The 24,144-nt window shown below is 62.2% G+C and carries 23 protein-coding genes; 13 read left to right on the forward strand and 10 right to left on the reverse strand.

The genetic code is table 11. From position 1 onward, the window contains the following. Positions 1-18 precede the first annotated feature (18 nt). A complete protein-coding gene (locus ABX75_RS19530; RefSeq protein ID WP_034101153.1) occupies positions 19-219 on the reverse strand; it encodes a hypothetical protein in 201 nt (66 codons plus the stop codon). 185 nt (positions 220-404) lie between these two features. Continuing rightward, a complete protein-coding gene (locus ABX75_RS19535) occupies positions 405-1,445 on the reverse strand; it encodes a low specificity L-threonine aldolase (protein ID WP_034101152.1) in 1,041 nt (346 codons plus the stop codon). Positions 1,446-1,535: 90 nt separating this feature from the next. Between ABX75_RS19535 and ABX75_RS19540 the strand changes: the two genes are divergently transcribed. From ABX75_RS19540 to fdhA, 8 genes are all read left to right on the forward strand, one after another. Next, positions 1,536-2,264 (forward strand): TraX family protein, encoded by a 729-nt coding sequence (locus ABX75_RS19540; protein WP_034101151.1) that lies wholly within the window; start codon positions 1,536-1,538, stop codon positions 2,262-2,264. A gap of 153 nt (positions 2,265-2,417) precedes the next feature. Then, the gene (gene glyA, locus ABX75_RS19545) at positions 2,418-3,671 is read left to right on the forward strand and encodes a serine hydroxymethyltransferase (RefSeq protein WP_034101149.1); all 1,254 of its coding nucleotides are present in this window, start codon (positions 2,418-2,420) and stop codon (positions 3,669-3,671) included. Between the two features lie 22 nt (positions 3,672-3,693). Beyond that, positions 3,694-4,944 carry a sarcosine oxidase subunit beta gene (locus tag ABX75_RS19550; protein ID WP_047882492.1) on the forward strand — a complete coding sequence of 417 codons (1,251 nt, stop codon included), beginning with the start codon at positions 3,694-3,696 and terminating at the stop codon, positions 4,942-4,944. Positions 4,945-4,959: 15 nt separating this feature from the next. Further along, entirely contained in the window at positions 4,960-5,262 is a 303-nt protein-coding gene (locus ABX75_RS19555) for a sarcosine oxidase subunit delta (RefSeq protein WP_003194855.1), read from the forward strand. Continuing rightward, the gene (locus tag ABX75_RS19560) at positions 5,259-8,276 is read left to right on the forward strand and encodes a sarcosine oxidase subunit alpha (protein WP_034101146.1); all 3,018 of its coding nucleotides are present in this window, start codon (positions 5,259-5,261) and stop codon (positions 8,274-8,276) included. Before ABX75_RS19555 ends, ABX75_RS19560 begins: the two co-directional genes overlap by 4 nt. Positions 8,277-8,399: 123 nt before the next feature. Beyond that, a complete protein-coding gene (locus tag ABX75_RS19565) occupies positions 8,400-9,032 on the forward strand; it encodes a sarcosine oxidase subunit gamma (protein ID WP_024077781.1) in 633 nt (210 codons plus the stop codon). 10 nt (positions 9,033-9,042) lie between these two features. Next, the gene (gene purU, locus ABX75_RS19570; protein WP_034101145.1) at positions 9,043-9,900 is read left to right on the forward strand and encodes a formyltetrahydrofolate deformylase; all 858 of its coding nucleotides are present in this window, start codon (positions 9,043-9,045) and stop codon (positions 9,898-9,900) included. Positions 9,901-10,086: 186 nt separating this feature from the next. Beyond that, the gene (gene fdhA / locus ABX75_RS19575) at positions 10,087-11,286 is read left to right on the forward strand and encodes a formaldehyde dehydrogenase, glutathione-independent (protein WP_017530750.1); all 1,200 of its coding nucleotides are present in this window, start codon (positions 10,087-10,089) and stop codon (positions 11,284-11,286) included. A gap of 133 nt (positions 11,287-11,419) precedes the next feature. Here fdhA and ABX75_RS19580 read toward each other — a convergent pair whose 3' ends face one another. Next, entirely contained in the window at positions 11,420-11,878 is a 459-nt protein-coding gene (locus ABX75_RS19580; protein ID WP_034115305.1) for an anti-sigma factor domain-containing protein, read from the reverse strand. Between the two features lie 135 nt (positions 11,879-12,013). On the opposite strand from ABX75_RS19580, the gene ABX75_RS19585 reads away from it, so the two are divergent. Next, positions 12,014-12,586 carry a DUF2780 domain-containing protein gene (locus tag ABX75_RS19585; protein WP_034101142.1) on the forward strand — a complete coding sequence of 191 codons (573 nt, stop codon included), beginning with the start codon at positions 12,014-12,016 and terminating at the stop codon, positions 12,584-12,586. On the opposite strand, the gene ABX75_RS19590 is transcribed toward ABX75_RS19585, so the two are convergent. Then, a complete protein-coding gene (locus ABX75_RS19590; RefSeq protein WP_034101141.1) occupies positions 12,587-13,471 on the reverse strand; it encodes an acyltransferase in 885 nt (294 codons plus the stop codon). 140 nt (positions 13,472-13,611) lie between these two features. Here ABX75_RS19590 and ABX75_RS19595 point away from each other — a divergent pair, with 140 nt between their 5' ends. The 4 genes from ABX75_RS19595 to creD are packed head-to-tail and all read left to right on the forward strand — an operon-like array spanning position 13,612 to position 17,654. Next, a complete protein-coding gene (locus ABX75_RS19595; protein WP_034101138.1) occupies positions 13,612-14,112 on the forward strand; it encodes an ATP-dependent zinc protease in 501 nt (166 codons plus the stop codon). 9 nt (positions 14,113-14,121) lie between these two features. Beyond that, positions 14,122-14,790, forward strand: coding sequence for a two-component system response regulator CreB (gene creB / locus ABX75_RS19600; RefSeq protein WP_034101136.1), 669 nt, complete (start codon positions 14,122-14,124; stop codon positions 14,788-14,790). Continuing rightward, positions 14,790-16,229, forward strand: coding sequence for a two-component system sensor histidine kinase CreC (gene creC / locus ABX75_RS19605; protein ID WP_034101134.1), 1,440 nt, complete (start codon positions 14,790-14,792; stop codon positions 16,227-16,229). The genes creB and creC overlap by 1 nt, the downstream gene beginning before the upstream one ends. Positions 16,230-16,280: 51 nt before the next feature. Next, positions 16,281-17,654 (forward strand): cell envelope integrity protein CreD, encoded by a 1,374-nt coding sequence (creD, locus tag ABX75_RS19610; RefSeq protein WP_034101132.1) that lies wholly within the window; start codon positions 16,281-16,283, stop codon positions 17,652-17,654. Positions 17,655-17,840: 186 nt separating this feature from the next. Here the strand turns inward: creD and ABX75_RS19615 are convergent, their stop codons facing one another. From ABX75_RS19615 to ABX75_RS19640, 6 genes are all read right to left on the reverse strand, one after another. Then, positions 17,841-18,470: a glutathione S-transferase N-terminal domain-containing protein gene (locus tag ABX75_RS19615; protein WP_034101130.1), complete on the reverse strand. Its 630-nt coding sequence runs from the start codon at positions 18,468-18,470 to the stop codon at positions 17,841-17,843. A 139-nt stretch (positions 18,471-18,609) separates the two neighbouring features. Continuing rightward, positions 18,610-18,792: a hypothetical protein gene (locus ABX75_RS19620; protein WP_034101129.1), complete on the reverse strand. Its 183-nt coding sequence runs from the start codon at positions 18,790-18,792 to the stop codon at positions 18,610-18,612. Beyond that, positions 18,789-19,892 carry a PepSY domain-containing protein gene (locus ABX75_RS19625; protein ID WP_034115301.1) on the reverse strand — a complete coding sequence of 368 codons (1,104 nt, stop codon included), beginning with the start codon at positions 19,890-19,892 and terminating at the stop codon, positions 18,789-18,791. The genes ABX75_RS19620 and ABX75_RS19625 overlap by 4 nt, the downstream gene beginning before the upstream one ends. A gap of 26 nt (positions 19,893-19,918) precedes the next feature. Continuing rightward, the gene (locus tag ABX75_RS19630) at positions 19,919-22,348 is read right to left on the reverse strand and encodes a TonB-dependent siderophore receptor (RefSeq protein WP_047882493.1); all 2,430 of its coding nucleotides are present in this window, start codon (positions 22,346-22,348) and stop codon (positions 19,919-19,921) included. A gap of 218 nt (positions 22,349-22,566) precedes the next feature. Continuing rightward, complete coding sequence (locus tag ABX75_RS19635; RefSeq protein WP_040267120.1) at positions 22,567-23,535, reverse strand: FecR domain-containing protein; 969 nt, start codon at positions 23,533-23,535, stop codon at positions 22,567-22,569. Next, on the reverse strand, positions 23,532-24,050 hold the full coding sequence (locus ABX75_RS19640) for an RNA polymerase sigma factor (RefSeq protein ID WP_034101123.1): 519 nt from the start codon (positions 24,048-24,050) through the stop codon (positions 23,532-23,534). The genes ABX75_RS19635 and ABX75_RS19640 overlap by 4 nt, the downstream gene beginning before the upstream one ends. Positions 24,051-24,144: the final 94 nt, after the last annotated feature.

Below are 24,144 nucleotides of genomic sequence, written 5' to 3' on the forward strand. Positions count from 1 at the left end.
ATGCGCGAAGGTTAACGGTTATTGAGCGTAGATGTGTACGACGAAGTGCTGGCCTGAAGCTGTCAATTCATAGACTTTGTCATAGATCCGCAGCGTCCTCGACGGCTCGCGGATAGTGTCGCCGATTTGGGCGGTTTTTCTGAACTCGTCCCAGTCGATAACGGTGGTGGTGACAGTGCCGTCGCTTTTTAGGGTATTGCCGGTGCTTTGATATTCCATGATTAAAAACCTCTTCTGGATTTCCGTTTCCAGCCGATTGTTCGGCGGGTGGTAGTACCCGCGAGGGCAGCCGCTGCAGCGGCGATTTCCTTGCGGGTTCCAAGAGGCTAGTCAATGAAAGCTCGCTGCGTTGCTGTCGGAAATAACAAATAACAGTCTCGGCACAGCGCCACTATTCGCCCGTCTCAGGCGTTCATCACTTCGCGGATATCCGCGGCCAGTTCCCTTACGCGTTCTTCTTCGGTATCCCACGCGCACATGAAGCGCGCCCCACCTTTGCCGATGAAGGTGTAGAAGCGCCAGCCCTTGGCTGTCAGCGCGGCGATGGCCGGTTCCGACAGTTGCAGGAACACGCCGTTGGCCTGCACCGGGAACATCAGCTCCACGCCGGGAATATCCGCCACCAGGCTGCTCAGCAACTGCGCGCAGTGGTTGGCGTGGCGGGCGTGCTTGAGCCAGGCGTCGTTTTCCAGCAGGCCTACCCAAGGTGCGGAGAGGAAGCGCATCTTCGAGGCCAGTTGGCCGGCCTGTTTGCAGCGATAGTCGAAGTCTTCGGCCAGCTTGTGGTTGAAGAACAGGATCGCCTCGCCCACGGCCATGCCGTTTTTGGTGCCGCCAAAGCACAGCACGTCCACCCCGGCTTTCCAGGTCAGGTCGGCCGGCGAGCAGCCAAGGAACGCACAGGCGTTGGAGAAGCGCGCGCCGTCCATGTGCAGGTTCAGGCCCAGCTCTTTGCAGGTGGCGCTGATGGCGCGGATTTCCTCGGGGGTGTACACGCTACCGACTTCGGTGGCTTGGGTCAGGGTGACTACGCGGGGTTTGGGGTAGTGGATGTCCTGGCGCTTGAGGGCGATCTCGCGGATCGACTCTGGGGTCAGTTTGCCGTTTTCGGTGCGGGCGATGAGCAGCTTGGAGCCGTTGGAGAAAAACTCCGGCGCGCCGCATTCGTCGGTTTCGACGTGGGCGGTTTCCGAGCAAATCACGCTATGGTAGCTCTGGCACAGAGACGACAGCGCCAGGGAGTTGGCCGCGGTGCCGTTGAAGGCGAAAAACACTTCGCAGTCGGTTTCGAACAGGTTGCGGAAACCGTCGGCGGCGCGGTGGGTCCATTCATCGTCGCCGTAGGCGCGCTGATGGCCGTGGTTGGCTTGTTCCATGGCGGCCCAGGCTTCCGGGCAGATGCCCGAATAGTTGTCACTGGCGAATTGTTGGCTCTTGTCGGTCATGGCCCGTTCCTGTGGTCGATATTGGTGCGCACTGTAACCAAGATTGTTGGGCGTGCGCACGCACTGTAAATGCAAAGTCACTGGGGAATTATGCACAGCGCTCACACCTTGCCTGTCGGACCCGTCCGAGACGGCGCTCTGGACCTGCTCAAGTGGCTGGCGCTGCTCAGTATGGTGCTGGATCACCTGCGTTATGTCGGTTTGAGCCTGGACGGCCTGTACGTGCCGGGGCGGCTGGCGTTCCCGTGGTTTTGCCTGGCGATTGCGGCGAACCTGCACCGGGTTCGCAACGCCCCGGTAACGGGTCAATGGCGCTACCTGGGCTGGTTGCTGCTGTTCAGCGTAATCAGCGAAGTACCGTATCGCTTGTTTATCGAGGATGCCGATACGTTGAACGTGTTGCCGACCCTCGCGCTGGGCCTGCTGGTTGCCCGAGGATGGCAGCAGAAGACGTTTATTGATCGAGGATTGGCGTTAATCGCGGTCACGATAGCGGCGGTATTTTCAGCGCACTTAATGTTCGGATTGTTGGGTGTATTGCTGCCCCTGGCGATGTTGCTGGTATTTCGCCGGCCTTGGTATTTCAGTGTGTTGCCAGGGTTGGTCTGCGTGGCCGCCAATCAATGGCAGATCCTGCTCAATAGCGGCACGCCGGTGGCGCTGTTGGGGCTGGTCGCGTGCCTGATTGCGCCATGGGCGGGGTTGGTCTTATTGCGACATGCCCACAGCACCTCGCCGCCAGCAATGCGCCGCTGGGCCTACGCCCTGTATCCCATGCACTTCCTCCTGCTGTTACTCCTGCGCCACATCATTGCTTAACCCCTCCCACATTTATTTGGTGTTGATTCGGTAATGTCGTAAACGCACCTTTGCGTGGCGTGCGCAGGCATTTGACCTGTCTACGCCAGCCCTACCATCGCATCAAAGGGCCCTGCGAGGGCCTTAACAATACGAAAGGCTGGGAGAGACGCGATGTTCAGCAAACAAGACCAGATTCAGGGATATGACGACGCACTGCTGGCGGCGATGAATGCCGAGGAGCAGCGCCAGGAAGATCATATCGAGCTGATCGCGTCAGAGAACTACACCAGCAAGCGGGTGATGGAAGCCCAAGGCAGCGGCCTCACCAACAAATACGCCGAAGGCTACCCAGGCAAGCGCTACTACGGTGGCTGCGAGCATGTGGATAAAGTCGAGGCCCTGGCCATCGAGCGCGCCAAGCAACTGTTCGGCGCCGATTACGCCAACGTGCAGCCGCACTCCGGTTCGTCCGCCAACAGCGCGGTGTACCTGGCGCTGATCAATGCCGGCGACACCATCCTCGGCATGAGCCTGGCCCACGGCGGTCACCTGACCCACGGCGCTAAAGTGTCGTCCTCGGGCAAGCTGTACAACGCGGTGCAATACGGCATCAACACCGACACCGGCCTGATCGACTACGACGAAGTCGAGCGCCTGGCGGTGGAGCACAAGCCGAAGATGGTGGTGGCCGGTTTCTCCGCCTACTCCAAGACTCTGGATTTCCCCCGTTTCCGTCAGATCGCCGACAAGGTGGGCGCGCTGCTGTTCGTCGATATGGCCCACGTCGCCGGCCTGGTTGCCGCCGGTCTGTACCCGAACCCGCTGCCTTACGCCGATGTGGTCACCACCACGACTCACAAAACCCTGCGCGGTCCGCGTGGCGGCTTGATCCTGGCCAAGGCCAACGAAGAGATCGAGAAGAAGCTCAACGCCGCCGTGTTCCCTGGCGCCCAGGGCGGCCCGCTGATGCATGTGATCGCCGGCAAGGCGGTGTGCTTCAAGGAAGCGCTGGAGCCGGGTTTCAAGGCTTACCAGCAACAGGTGATCGATAACGCCCAGGCCATGGCCAGCGTGTTTATCAAACGCGGCTACGATGTAGTGTCCGGCGGCACCGATAACCACCTGTTCCTGGTCAGCCTGATCCGTCAGGGCCTGACCGGCAAAGAGGCGGATGCCGCCCTCGGTCGCGCCCATATCACCGTCAACAAGAACGCCGTGCCGAATGACCCGCAGTCGCCGTTCGTGACCTCGGGCCTGCGCATTGGCACCCCGGCGGTGACCACGCGTGGTTTCAAAGTGCCGCAGTGCATCGAGTTGGCTGGCTGGATCTGCGACATCCTCGACAACCTCGGCGACGCCGATGTCGAGGCTAACGTGGCCAAGCACGTGTCTGCCCTGTGCGCTGATTTCCCGGTTTATCGCTGAGCGCGGTATTGGAGTAATGACTATGCAACGCTACTCGGGCTTCGGCCTCTTCAAGCACTCACTCAGCCATCACGAAAACTGGCAGAAGATGTGGCGCACGCCGACCCCTAAAAAGGTGTACGACGTGGTCATCGTCGGCGGCGGCGGGCATGGTCTGGCGACCGCTTACTACTTGGCCAAGGAGCATGGCATCACCAACGTGGCCGTGGTCGAGAAAGGCTGGCTGGGCGGCGGTAACACCGCGCGCAACACCACCATCGTGCGTTCCAACTACCTGTGGGACGAGTCGGCGCACCTGTACGAACACGCGATGAAACTGTGGGAAGGTCTGTCCCAGGACCTGAACTACAACGTGATGTTCTCCCAGCGTGGCGTCTACAACCTGTGCCACACCCTGCAGGACATCCGTGACTCCGAGCGTCGCGTCAGCGCCAACCGCCTCAATGGCGTGGATGGCGAACTGCTGAATGCCAAGCAAGTAGCCGACGAGATTCCGTACCTGGACTGCTCGAAAAACACCCGCTACCCAGTGCTCGGCGCCACCGTGCAACGGCGTGGCGGCGTGGCCCGTCACGATGCCGTGGCCTGGGGCTTCGCCCGCGCCGCCGACGCCCTCGGTGTGGACTTGATCCAGCAAACCGAAGTGATCGGCTTCCGCAAGGAAAATGGCGTGTGCATCGGTGTGGAAACCAACAAGGGCTTTATCGGCGCCAAGCGCGTTGGTGTGGTCACTGCCGGTAACTCCGGCCACATGGCTTCGCTCGCCGGTTTCCGCCTGCCAGTCGAATCCCACCCGCTGCAAGCGCTGGTGTCGGAGCCGATCAAGCCAATTATCGACAGCGTGATCATGTCCAACGCCGTACACGGTTACATCAGCCAGTCCGACAAGGGCGACTTGGTGATCGGTGCCGGTATCGACGGTTACAACGGCTACGGCCAGCGCGGTTCGTACCCGGTGATCGAGCACACCATCCAGGCCATCGTCGAGATGTTCCCAGTGCTGTCGCGCGTACGCATGAACCGCCAGTGGGGCGGCATCGTCGACACCACCCCGGATGCGTGCCCGATCATCTCCAAGACCCCGGTGCCGAACATGTTCTTCAACTGCGGTTGGGGCACCGGTGGCTTCAAGGCCACGCCGGGCTCAGGCAACGTGTTTGCCGCCAGCCTCGCCAAGGGTGAAATGCACCCATTGGCGGCACCTTTTTCCATCGACCGTTTCCACAACGGTGCGTTGATCGACGAACACGGCGCTGCCGCCGTCGCCCACTAACAGGAGAAATTCCCTATGTTGCATATCTTCTGTCCTCACTGTGGCGAACTGCGCTCCGAAGAGGAATTCCACGCGTCCGGCCAAGCGCACATCCCGCGCCCGCTGGACCCGAACGCCTGCACCGACGAGCAGTGGGGCGACTACATGTTCTTCCGCGACAACCCCCGTGGCCTGCACCACGAGTTGTGGATTCACGCCGCCGGGTGCCGCCAGTATTTCAACGCGACCCGCGACACCGTGACCTACGAAATTCTTGAAACCTACAAGATTGGCGAGAAGCCGCAATTCACCGCCAAGGCTTCTGGAGAGAAGGTATGAGCCAGATCAATCGCCTGTCCAACGGTGGCCGGATCGACCGTAACAAGGTCCTGACCTTCAGCTTCAACGGCCAGACCTACAAGGGCTTTGAAGGCGACACCCTGGCCGCCGCGTTGCTGGCCAACGGCGTCGATATCATTGGCCGCAGCTTCAAGTACTCGCGCCCTCGCGGCATCTTTGCCGCCGGTGCCGAAGAGCCGAACGCAGTGCTGCAGATCGGCGCCACCGAAGCCACCCAGATTCCTAACGTACGCGCCACACAACAGGCGCTGTATCAAGGTTTGGTCGCCACCAGCACCAACGGCTGGCCGAGCGTCAACAACGACATGATGGGCATTCTCGGCAAGGTCGGCGGCAAGCTGATGCCGCCGGGTTTCTACTACAAAACCTTCATGTACCCGCAATCGTTCTGGATGACCTACGAGAAGTACATCCGCAAGGCCGCCGGCCTGGGCCGCTCGCCGACCGAGAACGATCCGGACACCTACGACAACTTCAACCGTCACTGTGACGTGCTGGTGGTGGGCGCAGGCCCTGCCGGGCTGGCGGCGGCGCTGGCGGCTGCGCGTAGCGGCGCCCGCGTGATCCTCGCCGATGAGCAGGAAGAGTTCGGTGGTTCGTTGCTCGACTCCCGCGAAAGCCTGGACGGCAAGCCCGCCAGCGAGTGGGTCGCCAGTGTGATCGCCGAATTGAAAAGCCTGCCGGACGTGGTGCTGCTGCCCCGCGCCACGGTCAACGGCTACCACGACCATAACTTCCTGACCATTCACGAGCGCCTCACCGATCACCTCGGCGACCGTGCGCCGATCGGCGTGGTGCGCCAGCGCATTCACCGTGTGCGTGCCAAACGCGTGGTGTTGGCCACCGGCGCCTGCGAGCGTCCGTTGGTGTACGGCAACAACGACGTGCCGGGCAACATGCTGGCCGGTGCGGTCTCCACATATGTGCGCCGTTACGGCGTGGCACCGGGTAAAAAATTGGTGCTGTCGACCAACAACGATCACGCCTACCGCGTGGCCTTGGACTGGTTCGACGCCGGCCTGGCCGTGGTAGCCGTCGCCGATGTGCGCCACAACCCACGCGGTGCACTGGTGGAAGAAGCCCGCGCCAAAGGTATCCGCATCCTCACCGGCAGCGCCGTGGTCGAAGCCCGTGGCACCAAGCGCGTGACCGCTGCGCGTGTCGCCGCGATTGACGTCAAGGCCCATAAAGTCACCAGCCCCGGCGAGTGGCTGGACTGCGACCTGGTAGCCAGCTCCGGCGGCTACAGCCCGGTGGTTCACCTGGCTTCGCACCTGGGCGGCAAGCCGATCTGGCGTGAAGACATTCTTGGTTTCGTCCCCGGCGAGGCGCCGCAGAAACGCGTGTGCGTCGGTGGTATCAACGGCGTCTACGGCCTCGGCGATTCCCTGGCCGATGGTTTTGAAGGAGGCGTGCGCGCCGCCAGCGAAGCCGGTTTCGCGCCGGTTGAAGGCACTCTGCCAAAGGCCCTGAGCCGTCTGGAAGAACCCACCCTGGCGATCTACCAGGTGCCGCACGACAAAGCGACCGCACGGGCGCCGAAGCAATTCGTCGACCTGCAGAACGACGTTACCGCTGCCGCCATCGAACTGGCCACCCGCGAAGGCTTCGAGTCGGTCGAGCACGTCAAGCGCTACACCGCGCTGGGCTTCGGCACCGACCAGGGCAAGTTGGGCAACGTTAACGGCCTGGCTATCGCTGCGCGCTCGCTGAACGTGACCATCCCGCAGATGGGCACCACCATGTTCCGTCCCAACTACACGCCGGTCACGTTCGGCGCCGTAGCGGGCCGGCACTGTGGGCATATCTTCGAACCCGTGCGCTACACCGCGCTGCACGCGTGGCACGTCAAGAATGGCGCCGAGTTCGAAGACGTCGGCCAGTGGAAACGTCCTTGGTACTTCCCGCGCAACGGTGAAGACCTGCACGCCGCGGTGAAACGCGAATGCCTGGCCGTGCGCGACAGCGTCGGCCTGTTGGATGCGTCCACCCTCGGCAAGATCGACATCCAGGGCCCGGACGCCCGTGAGTTCCTCAACCGCATCTACACCAACGCCTGGACCAAGCTCGACGTGGGCAAGGCGCGCTACGGCCTGATGTGTAAGGAAGACGGCATGGTCTTCGACGACGGTGTGACCGCGTGCCTGGCCGACAACCACTTCCTGATGACCACCACCACCGGCGGCGCCGCCCGCGTGCTGCAGTGGCTGGAAATCTATCAGCAAACCGAATGGCCGGACCTCAAGGTGTACTTCACCTCGGTCACCGACCACTGGGCGACCATGACCCTGTCCGGCCCCAACAGCCGCAAGCTGCTGGCGGAAGTCACCGACATCGACCTGGACAAGGACGGTTTCCCGTTCATGACCTGGAAAGAAGGTTTGGTGGGCGGTGTGCCGGCGCGGGTGTTCCGCATTTCGTTTACCGGTGAGCTGTCGTACGAAGTCAACGTGCAGGCCGACTACGCCATGGGCGTGCTGGAACAGATTGTCGCCGCCGGCAAGAAGTACAACCTGACTCCGTACGGCACCGAAACCATGCACGTACTGCGGGCCGAGAAGGGCTTCATCATCGTCGGCCAGGATACCGACGGCTCGATGACCCCGGACGACCTCAACATGGGCTGGTGCGTCGGTCGTACCAAACCGTTCTCGTGGATCGGCTGGCGCGGCATGAACCGTGAAGACTGCGTGCGCGAAGAGCGCAAGCAACTGGTGGGCCTCAAGCCGATTGATCCTAAGGTGTGGCTGCCGGAGGGCGCGCAACTGGTGCTCGATCCGAAGCAGTCGATCCCGATGAAGATGGTTGGTCACGTCACCTCCAGCTACGCGCACAACTCCCTGGGCTATTCGTTTGCCATGGGCGTGGTGAAAGGCGGCTTGAAGCGCATCGGCGAACGGGTGTTCTCGCCCCAGGCCGATGGCAGCGTGATCGAGGCTGAGATTGTGTCTTCGGTGTTCTTCGACCCGAAAGGGGATCGCCAGAACATTTGATAGACCGAGTCGCGGCCATCGGGAGCAAGCCCCCTCCCACAGGGGAATGCATTCCAAATGTGGGAGGGGGCTTACTCCCGATGACGCCAGTAGCCACACAACAGAATTCAGAACAGGTGCTTTATGACAGCAGCCAATGTGTACCAACAACGCCCCACTACCGGCGCCAAGGCCGAGTCGTCGCTGCACCATGCCGACCTCGCCAGCCTGGTCGGTAAGGGCCGCAAGAACGCCGGTGTGACCGTGCGCGAAAAGAAACTGCTCGGCCACCTGACCATTCGTGGCGATGGTCACGATGCCGCGTTCGCCGCCGGTGTGCACAAGGCCCTGGGCATCGAATTGCCCGGCGCCCTGCAAGTTATCGTCAAAGGCGAAACCAGCCTGCAATGGCTCGGCCCGGATGAGTGGCTGTTGGTGGTGCCGAGCGGTGAGGAATTCGCCGCAGAGCAGAACCTGCGTGCCGCGCTGGGCGACCTGCATATTCAGGTGGTCAACGTCAGCGGCGGCCAGCAGATCCTCGAACTCAGCGGCCCGAACGTGCGCGATGTGCTGATGAAATCCACCAGCTACGACGTGCACCCCAATAATTTCCCAGTGGGCAAAGCGGTAGGCACGGTGTTCGCCAAGTCGCAACTGGTGATCCGCCATACCGCCGAAGACACCTGGGAGCTGGTGATCCGTCGCAGCTTCTCGGATTACTGGTGGCTGTGGTTGCAGGATGCCTCGGCGGAATTCGGCCTGAGTGTCCAAGCCTGAGGAATAACCCATGAGCCGCGCACCCGATACATGGATTTTGACCGCCGACTGCCCCAGCGTGCTCGGCACGGTGGACGCGGTCACCCGCTACCTGTTCGAGCAGGGCTGCTACGTCACCGAGCACCATTCGTTCGATGACCGCCTCTCGGGCCGGTTTTTCATTCGCGTGGAATTCCGCCAGCCTGACGGGTTCGACGAGCAAGCCTTTCGCGATGGGCTGGCTGCGCGGGGCGAGGCGTTTGGCATGATCTTCGAGCTGACGGCACCGAACTACCGGCCAAAAGTGGTGATCATGGTGTCCAAGGCCGATCACTGCCTGAACGATCTGCTGTACCGCCAGCGTATCGGCCAATTGTCGATGGACGTGGTGGCGGTGGTATCAAACCACCCCGATCTCAAGCCATTGGCCGACTGGCATCAGATTCCCTACTACCATTTCCCCCTCGACCCCAACGACAAACCGTCCCAGGAGCGTCAGGTGTGGCAAGTGGTGGAAGACACCGGTGCCGAACTGGTGATTCTTGCGCGCTATATGCAAGTGCTGTCGCCGGAGCTGTGCCGCAAGCTCGATGGCAAGGCCATCAACATTCACCACTCATTGCTGCCGGGGTTCAAGGGCGCCAAGCCGTATCACCAGGCGTACAACAAGGGCGTGAAACTGGTGGGCGCCACTGCGCATTACATCAACAACGACCTGGACGAAGGCCCGATCATCGCCCAGGGCGTGGAGGTGGTGGATCACAGCCACTATCCCGAGGATTTGATTGCCAAGGGGCGCGATATCGAAGGGCTGACATTGGCCCGGGCGGTTGGGTATCACATTGAGCGGCGGGTGTTCTTGAATGCCAATAGGACAGTGGTGCTATGACTGCCGCTATCGGGGGCAAGCCCCCTCCCACAGTTGAATGCGTGCACAAATCAAAATGTGGGAGGGGGCTTGCCCCCGATGAGGCCCTGACAAACAACACAAGCAACAGCATCTGTACCCGAGCACTTAACGCGCTGCCCATTTGACGGCAACGCAGTTCCATAAAAACAACAGCGAGGTGAAAGCATGTCTGGTAATCGTGGTGTCGTGTATCTCGGCAACGGCAAGGTCGAAGTACAGAAAATCGACTATCCCAAAATGCAGGACCCCCGTGGCAGGAAGATCGAGCACGGCGTCATCCTGCGCGTGGTCTCCACCAATATCTGCGGCTCCGACCAACACATGGTGCGCGGCCGTACCACTGCCCAGACCGGCCTGGTGCTCGGTCACGAAATCACCGGTGAAGTGATCGAGAAGGGCAGCGACGTCGAAAACCTGAAAATCGGCGACTTGGTTTCCGTCCCCTTCAACGTGGCTTGCGGGCGCTGCCGTTCCTGCAAAGAGCAACACACCGGCGTGTGCCTGACCGTCAACCCGGCCCGTGCCGGTGGTGCCTATGGCTACGTCGACATGGGCGACTGGACCGGCGGCCAGGCCGAGTACGTGCTGGTGCCGTATGCCGACTTCAACCTGCTCAAACTGCCGGACCGCGACAAGGCCATGGAGAAAATCCGCGACCTGACCTGCCTCTCCGACATTCTGCCGACGGGCTACCACGGCGCGGTGACGGCGGGCGTTGGCCCAGGCAGCACCGTGTACATCGCTGGGGCCGGCCCGGTCGGCCTGGCCGCTGCTGCGTCGGCGCGTCTGCTGGGTGCGGCAGTGGTGATCGTCGGTGACGTCAACTCCATCCGCCTGGCCCACGCCAAGGCCCAGGGTTTTGAAGTAGTAGACCTGTCCACCGATACGCCGCTGCACGAACAGATCGCCGCGTTGCTGGGCGAGCCGGAAGTGGACTGCGCGGTCGACTGCGTGGGCTTTGAAGCGCGCGGCCATGGCCACGATGGCGTCAAGGCAGAGGCCCCGGCCACCGTACTCAACTCGTTGATGGGTGTAGTGCGCGTAGCGGGCAAGATCGGTATCCCAGGACTGTACGTCACCGAAGATCCGGGTGCCGTCGACGCCGCCGCGAAAATGGGCAGCCTGAGCATCCGTTTCGGCCTGGGTTGGGCCAAATCCCACAGCTTCCACACCGGCCAGACCCCGGTGATGAAGTACAACCGCCAGCTGATGCAGGCGATCATGTGGGACCGCATCAACATCGCCGAGATCGTCGGCGTGCAGGTGATCAGCCTGGACGACGCACCACGGGGCTACGGCGAGTTCGATGCGGGCGTGCCGAAGAAGTTTGTGATTGATCCGCACAAGTTGTTCAGCGCGGCGTAAACCCAGGCACACGAAGGGCCAAATGTGGGAGGGGGCTTGCCCCCGGTGGTATTGATTCAGTCAGTAAATAGGTGACTGAATCGACGCCATCGGGGGCGAGCCCCTTCCCACATTGGGTTGTGGTATTGGGATATCAGCGGTTGGCCAGTGCGCCCTGATAGACAGTGGGCCCGGTCGGCTGTTTGCTCACCGAGCCGCCTTTGGTTTCCGAACTCACCATCAACTCCACCGGTTTGCTGATGGACGCTTGCTGGCGTGGGTTCAGGCCGATAATGCCTTTGCCGTCCTCCGGCAACAGGCCCAGGGAGATCGGCGTGCCGTCTTTGGGAATCGCCCACAATTCCAGGCTCTTGTCCGGCTCTGCGGCGGCAGCGGCGATGGGTTGCACTTCCAGGTAGTCTTTGTGCGCCATGATCTGCGCGGCCGGCTGCTGGGTGGTGGTCACCAGGGTGGCGGCGGATTTGACGCTGTCCTGGGTGTAGATCGCGCCGCCGATACCGGCAACCACCACGACACAGGCACCGAGGAACAGGCGAGGGCGGCTCCAGAATGGAGGCTTGTGCTCAATCACTTGGGGTTGGATCGCAGTCATAAGTCTCTTCCTGACAAATTTTGTAGTCAGTTCATGGACTCGTTTAGGCCGGATCGGTTCCTCCCTGGCTCGGAACAACCGACCGGTTACCCAGTCAAAACCCTGCTTTCGCCCCTACATCCTGAGGTTGTATCCATGAAGATTTCACGCGGTTTCGCCCTGTCCTGCCTGATGACGCTGGCCGCCGGGCCCGCACTGGCCGCAGGCTTCAGCCTGGGCGACGCGGCCAATGCCATTGCGGGTATGCAGGGTGGTAACAACAAAGCCGCTGCTGCCGCACCGTCGTCCCAGACGGCCGACCTGCTGAGCACCCTGACCTCGCAGTTGAACGTTACCCCGGAGCAAGCCATCGGCGGCACCGGCGCCATGCTCGGCCTGGCGCGCAATCAGTTGAGCGGCAAAGATTATTCGCAGTTGGGCCAGAGCGTGCCAGGGCTTGACCAGTTGTCGGGCAACAATGCCCTCGGCAGCCTTGGAGCCTTGAGCGGCATGCTTGGCCAGACCGGCGGCAGCAAGACCAGCGGCCTGGACGGCCTGCTCGGCAATGTAAAAAACACCAACGACCTCAACACCGCCTTCAGCGCCTTGGGCATGGACAGTGGCATGGTCGGCCAGTTTGCCCCGGTGATTCTGCAATTTCTGGGCAGCCAGGGCGCCAACAGTTCGGTGCTGGGCAAGCTGGCTCAAGCCTGGGGCACCGGCAGCTGATTATCCCTGCGCGCGCAGGTGCTCGATGCGCGCGTCTTTTTCCTCCCAGAGCTGGTTCACCCAGCTCTGGACGGTCTGGCGAAAGGCCGGATCGTTCTCGTAATCCCCCTGCCACAACGCCGGGTCCAGCTCGCGGGTCTGGATATCGATGATCACCTTCGGCACCGCGCCGCTGATCAAGTCCCAGAACCCCGGGATCTTCTGCGACGGGTACACCACGGTCACGTCGAGAATCGCATCCAGCTGTTCGCCCATTGCCGCCAGCACAAACGCCACACCGCCCGCCTTGGGCTTGAGCAGCCGCTTGAACGGTGAAGCCTGCTGCGCATGTTTGGCCTGGCTGAAGCGCGTGCCTTCCAGGTAATTGACCACTGTCACCGGCTGGCGCTTGAACAGCTCGCACGCCTGTTTGGTGATCTTTAAATCCTGGCCCGCCAATTCCGGGTGTTTGGCCAGGAAGGCTTTGGTGTAGCGCTTCATGAACGGGTAATCCAGCGCCCACCAGGCCAGGCCGAGGAAGGGCACCCAGATCAGCTCTTTTTTCAGGAAGAACTTGAAGAACGGCGTGCGCCGGTTGAGGGCCTGGATCAGCGCGGGAATATCCACCCACGATTGATGGTTGCTGATGACCAGGTACGACGTGTCGCGGCGCAGCTCATCGCCGCCGCGGATATCCCACTGGGTCGGAATGCACAGGGCGAAGATCAGTTTGTCGATCTCGGCCCAGGTCTCGGCGATCCACATCACCGCCCAGGACATGTAGTCCCGAGAGCGGCCAGGCGCCACCAGCTTGAGCAGGGCGAACACCATCAGCGGTCCGATCAGGACCAGCGTATTGAGTAACAGCAGCAATGTAACCAAACAGCCGGTGAGCAGGCGGCGCATAAGCAACTCTTGGAATTGTGTGGGCGGGCCATGATAAGCAGCTTGAGTCTAGAGGCCAAATCACAAAACGCCGGGTGATCTAACTAAGTAGCGCTTATGCGGTCTAGAATCCGCCTACTTCTTTTCCGAGGAATCACTTCGTGAAACTGCTCCTTGCCTCCCTCGCCCTGGTTGCCCTGCCGGTCATGGCCGCCGAACCGACCCTCTACGGTCGCTACGAATACATCCAGTTGCCGGAGATCGGCGAAACCTTCAAGGCCAAGATGGACACCGGCGCGCTGACTGCCTCGCTGTCGGCCCGCGACATCGAAACCTTCACCCGCGATGGCGACGACTGGGTACGTTTCCGCCTGGGCGGCAAGGACGCGTCCGATAAGGTCTTCGAACACAAAGTCTCGCGCATCAGCAAGATCAAGAGCCGCGCCGACGAAGACGACGAAAAAGATGAAGCCAGCGTGGCCAAGCGCCCAGTGATCGATCTGGAGATGTGCCTGGGCAACGTCAAGCGTACCGTCGAGGTCAACCTCACCGACCGCAGCAGCTTCAATTACCCGTTGCTGATCGGTGCCAAGGCCCTGCGTGAATTCGGCGCTGCGGTGAACCCGGCCCGTCGGTACACTGCCGACAAACCGGACTGCTGACGGACTGCCATGCCCCACATCCTGATTGTCGAAGACGAAGCGGCGATTGCCGACACGCTGATATTCGCCCTGCAAGGCGAGGGCTTCGGCACCACTTGGCTGAGCCTGGGCCAGGCGGCGCTGGAGCATCAGCGCAAGACCCCGGCCGACCTGATCATCCTCGACATCGGCCTGCCGGACATCAGTGGTTTTGAAACCTGCAAGCAATTGCGCCGCTTCAGCGAAGTGCCGGTGATGTTCCTCAGTGCCCGCGACGGTGAGATCGACCGGGTCGTGGGGCTGGAGATCGGCGCCGACGATTACGTGGTCAAGCCGTTCAGCCCAAGGGAAGTGGCGGCGCGGGTCAAGGCGATCCTCAAACGCGTCGGCCCCGGTGTGGCGCCGGCGCTGTTTCAGGTGGATCTGGAGCGCATGCAGATCGCCTATCGCGGCCAGCCCTTGAGCCTGACGCGCCATGAGTTTCGTCTGCTGCAAAGCCTGTTGGAACAACCGGAGCGGGTGTTCAGCCGCGAACAGTTGCTCGACGCCGTGGGCGTGCCTGCCGATGCCGGCTACGAGCGCAACATCGACAGCCATATCAAAAGCCTGCGCAGCAAATTGCGCGGCATTGCCGCCCAAGCCGAACCGATCCAGACCCACCGCGGCCTCGGCTACAGCTACAGCCCGAGCCACAGCTGATGCGCCTGGGGCTGCGGATGTTCCTGGTGTACGCGCTGTTTATCGGCCTGACCGGCTATTTCGTGCTCAGCACCGTGATGAAGGAAATCCGCCCCGGCGTGCGCCAGTCCACCGAAGAAACCCTGGTGGACACCGCCAACCTGCTGGCCGAGATCCTGCGCGATGACGTCAAAAACGGCACCCTCGGCCAGAGCCACTGGCCCGCGCTGCTCAAGGCTTACGGCAATCGTCAGCCGGGCGCGACCATCTGGGGGCTACCGAAAAACCAGGTTAACCATCGAATTTACGTCACCGACGCCAACGGCACCGTGTTGCTCGACTCCAGCGGCGTGGCGGTGGGCCAGGACTATTCGAAGTGGAACGACGTTTACCTGACCCTGCGCGGCGAATACGGCGCGCGTTCCACCCGCAGTAACCCGGAGGACGCCACCTCGTCGGTGATGCACGTGGGCGCGCCGATCCGCGATAACGGCCAGATCATCGGCGTGGTCACCGTGGCCAAGCCCAACAGCTCGTTGCAGCCCTATGTCGACCGTACCGAGCGGCGCCTGCTTTGGTACGGCGCCGGGCTGGTCATCCTCGGGTTGCTGCTCGGCGCGCTGTTGTCGTGGTGGGTGAGCGCCGCCCTGCGCCGTCTGACCGCCTATGCCGAAGCCGTCAGCGAGGGCCGCCGCGCCGAGCTGCCGCACTACCGGGGCGGCGAACTCAAGCAACTATCCACTGCTGTGGAGCACATGCGCACACAGCTGGAAGGCAAAGCCTACGTCGAACATTACGTACACACCCTGACCCACGAACTGAAAAGCCCGCTGGCGGCCATTCGCGGCGCTGCGGAGCTGTTGCAGGGCGACATGACTCGCGAACAACAGCAGCGTTTTGTCGGCAATATCGACAGCGAAAGCGCGCGCTTGCAGCAGTTGATCGAACGCCTGTTGAACCTGGCGCAGGTCGAACAACGCCAGGGCCTGGAAGAGCAGGTGAGCATCCCGCTGGCGGCCCTGGTGAGCGATGTGCTCAATGCCCAATGTGCGCGCATCGAAGGCGCTGGGTTACACGTCGAGCAAGCGATTGCGGCGGATGTGAACGTGTTTGGCGAGCCGTTCCTGTTGCGTCAGGCGCTGGGCAACTTGCTGGATAACGCGTTGGATTTCACCCCGCCGGGTGGCACGTTGCGCTTCAGTGCGAGCCGCCAGCACAACGATGTGCAGGTGAGCCTGTTCAACCAGGCCGCGCCGATTCCCGACTATGCCTTGCCGCGTTTGAGTGAGCGGTTCTATTCATTGCCGCGTCCGGCCAGTGGGCGCAAGAGCACGGGCCTGGGTTTGAACTTCGTTGAAGAAGTGATGAAGCTGCACGGCGGTGCGTTGCAGATCGGTAATGTGCCGGGTGGAGTGCAGGTGGTGCTGCATCTCCACACAGTCTCCACAGTACCCACATAAAACCCCCACGCGCGCGGCTCACGCTCTGCCCATCAAAACAGGGAGAGCCCCATGAACCGCAGCCTGCTTTTCAAACTTGGCGCCATTGCGCTACTGATCCTGCTGTTACTGATTCCGTTGTTGATGATCAACGGCATCATCAGTGACCGCCAGCAACTGCGCGACGGTGTCGTGATGGACATCGCCCGCAGTTCCAGCTTCGCCCAGCGCCTGACCGGCCCGGTCATGGTGGTGCCATATCGCAAGACCGTGCGTGAATGGAAACTCAACGAAAAACTCAACAAGCGCTACGAGGAAACCCGTGAGGAACGCGGGCGCCTGTATTTCCTGCCGGACCGTTTTGAACTCGACGGCCAGGTGCAGACCGAGCTGCGCGCACGGGGGATTTACCAGGCACGGCTATTCCATGCCGATAGCCGCATCAGTGGGCGCTTCGAGCTCCCCGCGCAGTTGGGCATCAACGAAAATTTTGCGGACTACCGCTTCGAACCGGCGTTTCTGGCGGTGGGCATCAGCGATATCCGTGGCATCGAAAACGCCCTGAAGCTGGAGCTGGGCAGCCAACGCCTGGAGTTCTCGCCGGGCACCCAAGTGGATTGGCTGGGGGAGGGCGTCCATGTCACGCTGCCGGAGCAGGACAGTAAAAAACCGGCGGTGGTGGACTTCGCCTTCGACCTGCGCCTGCAAGGCACCGAACAACTGCAAGTGGTGCCGGTGGGCAAGACCAGTCAGGTATCGCTGGCGTCCAACTGGCCGCACCCCAGCTTTATCGGCAACTTCCTGCCGGCCCAGCGTGACATCACCGACAAAGGCTTCACCGCCAACTGGCAGACCTCATTCTTCTCCACCAACCTCGAACAGGCCCTGCAAACCTGCCTGGACCGCGAAGGCTGTGACGACTTCAACAACCGCAGCTTCGGCGTGAACTTCATCGACCCGGTGGACCAGTACCTCAAGAGCGATCGCGCGATCAAATACGCGCTGCTGTTTATTGCCCTGACCTTTGCCGGTTTCTTTCTGTTCGAAGTGCTCAAGAGCCTGGCGGTGCACCCGATTCAATACGCCCTGGTGGGCGTGGCACTGGCGTTCTTTTATCTGCTGTTGTTGTCGCTGTCCGAGCACCTGGGGTTTGCCCTGGCGTATCTGATCTCGGCGAGTGCGTGCGTGGTGTTGATCGGTTTCTATGTGTGCCATGTGCTGCGCAGCGTCGCGCACGGCCTGGGGTTCTCAGCGGGGCTCGCGGCGTTGTATGGCTTGTTGTACGGGTTGTTGAGTGCGGAGGATTACGCGCTGCTGATGGGTTCGCTGTTGTTGTTCGGCCTGCTGGGCACGGTGATGGTGCTCACGCGCAAATTGGACTGGTACGGGGTGGGCAAGCGCAAGGCGAGCGAGCCGCTGCAGTTTGATCTGGAGGCAGTGCAATGATCGGCTTGCGCGAGGATCGACAAGTAGGGGCGCAGTTAGCCACAAGGATCGCCACATTCCTTGCTGCCACCACTGCCCACTGTGGCAGTGGGCTTGCCCGCGATAGCGGGGGGGCAGAAACCGATGTGCTGGATGACATACCGCAGTCGCGGGCAAGCCCGCTCCCACATTGGGTCGGTGTGCAGGTCAGGCCGGTGGCTGGGTCTGCTGCATCGAAGGCCGCTGGCTGACGTCGGCGTACCAGGCGGCAAGCTGTGGGTTGTCCACGCGCCATTGCATATCCGGATGGCGAAAATCCAGATAACCCAGGGCACAGGCCACGCTGATCGCGGCAACGTCGAAGTGGCTTGCCAGTTCGGCGATGGCATTCTGTTCCAGCTCGGCGAGGGTGCGGCGGATTTTGTTGCGCTGCTCGTCGAGCCACTGATCCCAGTGCTTCTCCACCGGGCGCAGGGCGGTTTCGTAGCGCACCAGCACGGCGGCATCCATGATGCCGTCGGCCATCGAGGCCAATGTGAGGCGGCGCCAGCGTGCCGAGCCGTCGCGGGGGATCAGCGGGTTGCCGACGTGCTGGTGGTCGAAGTAATCGAGGATCACCCGGCTGTCGTGCAGCACCGAGCCGTCAGCCAGACGCAACGCCGGGATCTTGCCCACCGGGTTGCCGTCGACCAACTGCGCATCGGGGTTGACCGGGGTCGGCATGCAGGCGTGCAGGGCCACGCGGTCCTGCTGGCCGGTTTCGAGCAGCAGCACGCGGACTTTGCGTACGAACGGCGATGCAGGGTTGTGGAACAAGGTCATGCTGGGCGTGGACATGGGCATTCCTCTGGATTGACTGTGGCTAGCCTAGAGGGTCGCGCGGTGGCTGGCGAGGGGGCTTCATCGGGGGCAAGCCCCATTTTTGATTTGTGAACACATTCAAAGTGTGGGAGGGGGCTTGCCCCCGATGAGGCCCTCAGCCACGCCCCTTGAACAACCCCCAACTACCAATGGCCGCTGGTATACCCAACCCCACCCAACTCAACGCATCCCACCCACCATCTCCCAATAACGCCGCAAACAGCCCGGCGGCGCTGAGCAGGCCGATTCCCAACGGAATGCCGAACACCTTCCAGAAACTCGACTGGCGCGGCCTCATGCCTTGCCCGCCCTGCGCTTGGCGATCCACAGGTAAATCCCGCTGATCAGCACGACGATGGTCAGCCCATCCAGCAGCGCCCACAGGATCTTCATCGGCATGCCGCCATAGTCGCCAAAGTGCAGCGGCTGGGACATGCCCATGGCGTCCATGTACCACGGCCGTTCGGCAATCGCCGTGACCTGCAGGGTGCTGGCGTCGATCAGCACCGGGGTGAGCAGGTGCGAAGTCAGGTGCGTGCTGCCCTTCATAAACACCGCATAGTGGTGCTCGCTGGAGAACCGCGTGCCGGGGAAGGCGATAAAGTCCGGCTGCATACCGGGTGCGGCGCGTGCGGCGATGCTCAGCAACTCGCTGGCCGGGGCGCGTAAGGTCAGCGGCGGCGCATCCTTGTACGGTTCGATCAGGGCCGTAAGGCTGTCCTGGCGCCAGGCGGCGATGAGCAGGTCGGCGCAGGCGCTGATCACGCCGGTCACGCCCACCACCAGGGCCCAGGTCAGCGTAACCACGCCGATCAGGTTGTGCAGGTCGAGCCAGCGCAGGCGGGTGGTTTTGTCCCGGCGCACGCTGGCGAATTTCAGACGGCGCATGAACGGCAGGTACAGCACCGTGCCGGAAATGATCGCCAACACAAACAGCACACCCATAAACGCCAGCAGCAGCTTGCCCGGCAGACCGGCGAACATATCCACATGCAGGCGCAGCAAAAACAAGGTGAAACCGCCATTGGCCGAGGGCATCTCCAGCGCGTCGCCGTTGCGCGCATCGAGCATGAAGGTGTGGGACGCGTTCGGCTCCGTGCCGGCGGTGGCGGCCATGATCGCGATCACACCGTTCGGGTCGTCTTCATCCCAGGCCAGGTATTGGAGGGCCTCTCCGGGGCGATGGGCCAGGGCCTTGTTCACCAGTTGTTCCAGGTTCAATCGCGGCGTATCGGCCGGCATCGGCTGGAGCTGGGGTTCGTTGCCCAGCAGATGGTCGATCTCGTGGTGAAACACCAGCGGCAGGCCGGTGAGGGCGAGCAGCAGCAGGAACACCGTGCAGATCAGGCTGGTCCAGGTGTGGACGAAGGACCAGCGGCGGATGGTTGTGCTTTTCATGTTTCAGCCTGCAGCCTCTGCGCCGATCACCATTGGTACGTGGCGCTGGCGACGACGCTGCGTTGGTCGCCGAAGTAGCAGTAGTTGCCATCGCAGGTGGACAGGTAGTCCTTGTTGAACAGGTTGGTGGCGTTCACCTTCAGCGACGCGCCTTTGAGGCTGTTGTCCAGGCGACCGAGGTCGTAATGCACCGCGCCATCGAACACGGTGTAGGCGTTGGCCTTGCCCAGCCAGGTGTTGGCCTGGTCGCCGTAGGTGTTGCCGGTGTAACGCGCGCCAAAGCCGATGCCGAAGCCATCGAGCACGCCGGTGTGCCAGGTGTAGTCGGTCCACAGCGACGCTTGCTGGTTGGGCATCAGTTGCAGGCGGTTGCCTTTGTATTGGCCTTTTTGCACCTCGGATTTGGCCAGGGTGTAGGCGGCGATCACCTTGAGGTTATCGGTTACGTCAGACACCGCTTCCAATTCCAGGCCCTTGACCTTCACTTCGCCGGTCTGGTCGGTGACGGAAACGCCGCCGGCCTGGAAGCTGGTCACCAGCACGTTCTTTTGGGTCAGGTCATAGACCGCCGCGCTCAGCAGGGTGTTGGAGCCGGGCGGCTGGTATTTGACCCCCAGTTCCCATTGCTTGCCTTCGGTGGGTTTGTACGACTTCACAGGATCGACGCTGGCGTTGCTCGCCGGCTGGAACGACTCGGCGTAGGACAAGTACGGCACGAAACCGGAGTCGAACACGTAGCTCAAGGCCGCGTTGCCGCTGAAGTTCTTGCTGCGGTCAGTGTTGGTCGCGTCGTTTTTGTTGAAGTAGGTGGTGCCCTGGTGCACCCAGTCTTCACGGCCGCCCAAGGTCAGGCGCCAGTTGTCCAACGCCATCTGGTCCTGGACGTAGAGCCCGGTTTGCACGGTTTTCTGGTTGTAGTCATAGAACGCTGTGGAGCGCGCAGGACGGACGGTCGGGCCCCCGTAGCTCGGGTTGAAAATATTGGTGCCCGAGGCCAGACCGAAGATCGACAGATAGGACGTGTCGGTACGCTGATGATCCAGGCCCAGCAGCAGGGTGTGGGTGATGTCCCCCGTGGCAAAGTCGGCCTGGAAGTTGTTGTCCACGGCGAACTGGCCGATGTTCTCGTCCACATTGGTGGTGGACCGGCTGATATTGCCCGCCGCGTCGGCCGGCGAGTAGGCGTAGGAGCCCACGGTCAGTTGCTGGAACGACAGCTCGGACTTGGTGTAACGCAGGTTCTGCTTGAATTGCCAGGTATCGTTGAGGCGATGCTCGAAGGCATAGCCCAGCGCGTAGTAGGTGCGGTCGTAGAACTCATAGTCCGGATCGCCGAGGTTCTTGTGGTGGGACACCTCCCCCAGCGGCGATTTGATCTTGGTGCCCTGGATCGGCAGGAACTGGCTGGTGGTGCCGGTATCGTCGCGGGTGAACTGTGACAGCAAGGTCAGCCGGGTGTCGGGGTCGATGTTCCAGGTCAGGCTGGGGGCGATGTTGTAACGCTTGTTGTCGATGTGATCGACCTGGGTGCCGGAGTCGCGCACCACGCCGCTCAGGCCATAGAGAAACTGGCCGTCGTCGTCGATCTTGCCGGTGCTGGCGAAGTTGATCTGGCGGTGATTGTCGCTGCCGTACTGCACTTGCACCGCATGGCTGGCCTGCTCGCTGGGACGGCTGCTGACCATGTCCAGCAGGCCCCCTGGTGGAGTCTGCCCATACACCGACGAGGCCGGTCCGCGCAGCAGGGCCAGGCGATCGAGGTTCCAGGTCTCGGCTTTCGGGTTGGCATACACGCCACGCGGCAGTGGCAGGCCGTCGAGAAACTGCGTCGGCTCAAAGCCGCGTACGCGCATCCAGTCGTAGCGCGTGTCGCTGCCGTAGCTGGCGGACACGATGCCGGGCATGTATTTCACCGCGTCGTCGAGGGTATGAACGCTGCGATCCTGCATCTGCTGGCGGGTGGCGACGGAGATCGAGCGCGGCGCTTCCACCAGGGCGGTGTCGGTCTTGGTGCCGGCGGCGGTGCGTGTCGCCAGGTAGCCTTGGGCCGGGCCCCATGCGCTTTCATAACTGCCTTGCCCGGTGATGTTGGTTTCCGGCAACGCCACTACGCCGTCCGGAATCGCCACCAAGGTGAAGGTTCCGGCGCTGCTCTGTTCCAGCTGCAACCCCGTGCCGCGCAGTGCTTGGCGCAGCGCGCTCTGGGCATCGAACTGGCCGTTTACAGGAGCGGAGGTTTTACCGGCGGCCAGGGCCGGATCGAGGGTCAGCGCCAGGCCGGCCTGGCTAGCGATCTGGTTGAGCGTGCTGGCCAGAGGCGCCGCCGGCAAGTTGTAGGCACGCACGCTGGAGGCCTGTTCGGCCGCCAATAGCTGAGGCGTGATCAGCGGTGTGCCGAGGGCAATGGCCACGGCCAACAGACTGGGGCGCAGCAGGGTGTCTAGTGTGCGGGACATAGGGCGGCTCCTGAATGGAAGTAATTCGCAATTGCCTATGTGCCGAGCGAGATTCGAAAAGTGATAGGGCTGGATGAAAATATTTTTTGCCGGGGATTTTTCGGTGTGTTTGCAGGCCTATCGGGGGCAAGCCCCCTCCCACAGTTGATCGGATATTGTTCAGGTCAATGTGGGAGGGGGCTTGCCCCCGATAGCCTCAACCCAGGCCTCACTGATGCCTAACGCTTGGCACCCACCGTCACCCACCACGGCGTGTGCTGCGTGATTTGCACCGGCAACGTCGGCAGCAGCGCATTGAGCGCCAGCGTGGTGTCGTGCAGCGGGAAGCTGCCGGTGATGCGCAAGTCGGCCACGTTTTTATCCACGCCTAGATAGCCAGGGCGGTAGCGACTCAATTCCTCGACCACGTCGCCCAGGCGCGCGTTGTCCACCACCAGCATGCCGCGCGTCCAGGCATCCGTGGCGGGGGTGACGGCCAGGGACGGGCCGAGGCCGTCGCTGCGCATCAGCACTTGCTGGCCTGCTTTGAACACCTGTTCCTGAGGCAGCGCCTCCGGCTGCGCCGCAACGGCGGACTGCAGCACGCTCAGGCGCGTGGCGTCGTCTTCGCGCTTGACGATAAACCGCGTACCTAGCGCCCGCAGGCGGCCGTCGCGGGTCTGCACGTAGAACGGGCGCGCATCGTTATGGCCGGTTTCGACGAGGATTTCACCGTCCTGCAGCACGATCAGCCGGCGCTTTTCATCGAAGCGCACGTCGATGGCGCTGTGGGTGTTGAGGTTGATCTGGGTACCGTCCGCCAGTTTCAGCGTGCGCTGCTCGCCGGTGGCGGTGCGTTGGTCGGCCAGCCAATAGTGGATCGGCACATAGCGTTCGCCTGCAAATAACCCCAGGCCGCAGATAAGCGCAATGCTCGCCAGGCCGCTGCCGAGCTTGCGTACCCGTTGACGGATGGCCTGACGCGACTGCAACAACGCGGCGCGCGCCGGGCCCGAGGCGATGCTGAAACGTTGGTCGAGCATGCCCAACTGGCGCCAGGCGCGGGCGTGTTCCTCATCGCTGGCCAGCCATTTGCTGAACTCTTCACGCTCGACCGCACTGCCGTCGCCAGAATCCAGGGACAACTGCCAGGCAATCGCCGCATCCAGCACGCGGGCCGAGACCGGTTTGGCGCCGACTGCACTCATGTCGGCTCGCCATACAGTGCGATATAGCACTGGCGAATGCCCTGGGCCAGGTACTGGCGCACGCGGGGCACCGATACGCCGAGGCGTTGGGCGATCTGCGCGTGGCCCAGGCCGTCGAGACGACTGTAGAGAAACGCCGCGCGGGCCTTGCTCGACAACGTGCCGAGCAATCGGTCGATGGCTTTGAGGTCTTCGAGGATCAGTTGCTGGGCTTCGGGGGAGGGGTGTTCGCTTTCCGGGATCAGCATCAATTCGGCCAGGTAAGCCTGCTCCAGTGCCGCGCGCCGGAAATAGTCGAACAACAGGCCCTTGGCGATGGCCACCAGAAATGCCCTTGGCTCGCGCGGTTCCGGCAACGTGTCGCGCCCCAACAGGCGCATGAACGTGTCCTGGCTCAGGTCTTCGGCCCGGCTCGGGCACGCCACGTTGCGCCGCAGCCAGGCCAGCAGCCAGCCGCGATGGTCGCGATACAACGCACCAACCCGCTCACTGTGTGGGTTCTGGACCGACGACAAGGCATCACCGAATAAACAAGAGGTTTAAACTAACGAGAATTATTCGCGATTGTGTCAGGGGCGTGGGGTAGGCGCAATTGGCGTCTGTCGGGAG

It is taken from the genome of Pseudomonas sp. ARP3 (assembly GCF_001029595.1).
Taxonomy (GTDB): Bacteria; Pseudomonadota; Gammaproteobacteria; order Pseudomonadales; family Pseudomonadaceae; genus Aquipseudomonas; species Aquipseudomonas rhodesiae.

Coding starts and splice junctions, on each gene's coding strand:
- ABX75_RS19530 (WP_034101153.1), bottom strand. CDS start 219: ATGGAATATCAAAGCACCGGCAATACCCTAAAAAGCGACGGCACTGTC.
- ABX75_RS19535 (WP_034101152.1), bottom strand. CDS start 1,445: ATGACCGACAAGAGCCAACAATTCGCCAGTGACAACTATTCGGGCATC.
- ABX75_RS19540 (WP_034101151.1), top strand. CDS start 1,536: ATGCACAGCGCTCACACCTTGCCTGTCGGACCCGTCCGAGACGGCGCT.
- glyA (WP_034101149.1), top strand. CDS start 2,418: ATGTTCAGCAAACAAGACCAGATTCAGGGATATGACGACGCACTGCTG.
- ABX75_RS19550 (WP_047882492.1), top strand. CDS start 3,694: ATGCAACGCTACTCGGGCTTCGGCCTCTTCAAGCACTCACTCAGCCAT.
- ABX75_RS19555 (WP_003194855.1), top strand. CDS start 4,960: ATGTTGCATATCTTCTGTCCTCACTGTGGCGAACTGCGCTCCGAAGAG.
- ABX75_RS19560 (WP_034101146.1), top strand. CDS start 5,259: ATGAGCCAGATCAATCGCCTGTCCAACGGTGGCCGGATCGACCGTAAC.
- ABX75_RS19565 (WP_024077781.1), top strand. CDS start 8,400: ATGACAGCAGCCAATGTGTACCAACAACGCCCCACTACCGGCGCCAAG.
- purU (WP_034101145.1), top strand. CDS start 9,043: ATGAGCCGCGCACCCGATACATGGATTTTGACCGCCGACTGCCCCAGC.
- fdhA (WP_017530750.1), top strand. CDS start 10,087: ATGTCTGGTAATCGTGGTGTCGTGTATCTCGGCAACGGCAAGGTCGAA.
- ABX75_RS19580 (WP_034115305.1), bottom strand. CDS start 11,878: ATGACTGCGATCCAACCCCAAGTGATTGAGCACAAGCCTCCATTCTGG.
- ABX75_RS19585 (WP_034101142.1), top strand. CDS start 12,014: ATGAAGATTTCACGCGGTTTCGCCCTGTCCTGCCTGATGACGCTGGCC.
- ABX75_RS19590 (WP_034101141.1), bottom strand. CDS start 13,471: ATGCGCCGCCTGCTCACCGGCTGTTTGGTTACATTGCTGCTGTTACTC.
- creB (WP_034101136.1), top strand. CDS start 14,122: ATGCCCCACATCCTGATTGTCGAAGACGAAGCGGCGATTGCCGACACG.
- creC (WP_034101134.1), top strand. CDS start 14,790: ATGCGCCTGGGGCTGCGGATGTTCCTGGTGTACGCGCTGTTTATCGGC.
- creD (WP_034101132.1), top strand. CDS start 16,281: ATGAACCGCAGCCTGCTTTTCAAACTTGGCGCCATTGCGCTACTGATC.
- ABX75_RS19615 (WP_034101130.1), bottom strand. CDS start 18,470: ATGTCCACGCCCAGCATGACCTTGTTCCACAACCCTGCATCGCCGTTC.
- ABX75_RS19620 (WP_034101129.1), bottom strand. CDS start 18,792: ATGAGGCCGCGCCAGTCGAGTTTCTGGAAGGTGTTCGGCATTCCGTTG.
- ABX75_RS19625 (WP_034115301.1), bottom strand. CDS start 19,892: ATGAAAAGCACAACCATCCGCCGCTGGTCCTTCGTCCACACCTGGACC.
- ABX75_RS19630 (WP_047882493.1), bottom strand. CDS start 22,348: ATGTCCCGCACACTAGACACCCTGCTGCGCCCCAGTCTGTTGGCCGTG.
- ABX75_RS19635 (WP_040267120.1), bottom strand. CDS start 23,535: ATGAGTGCAGTCGGCGCCAAACCGGTCTCGGCCCGCGTGCTGGATGCG.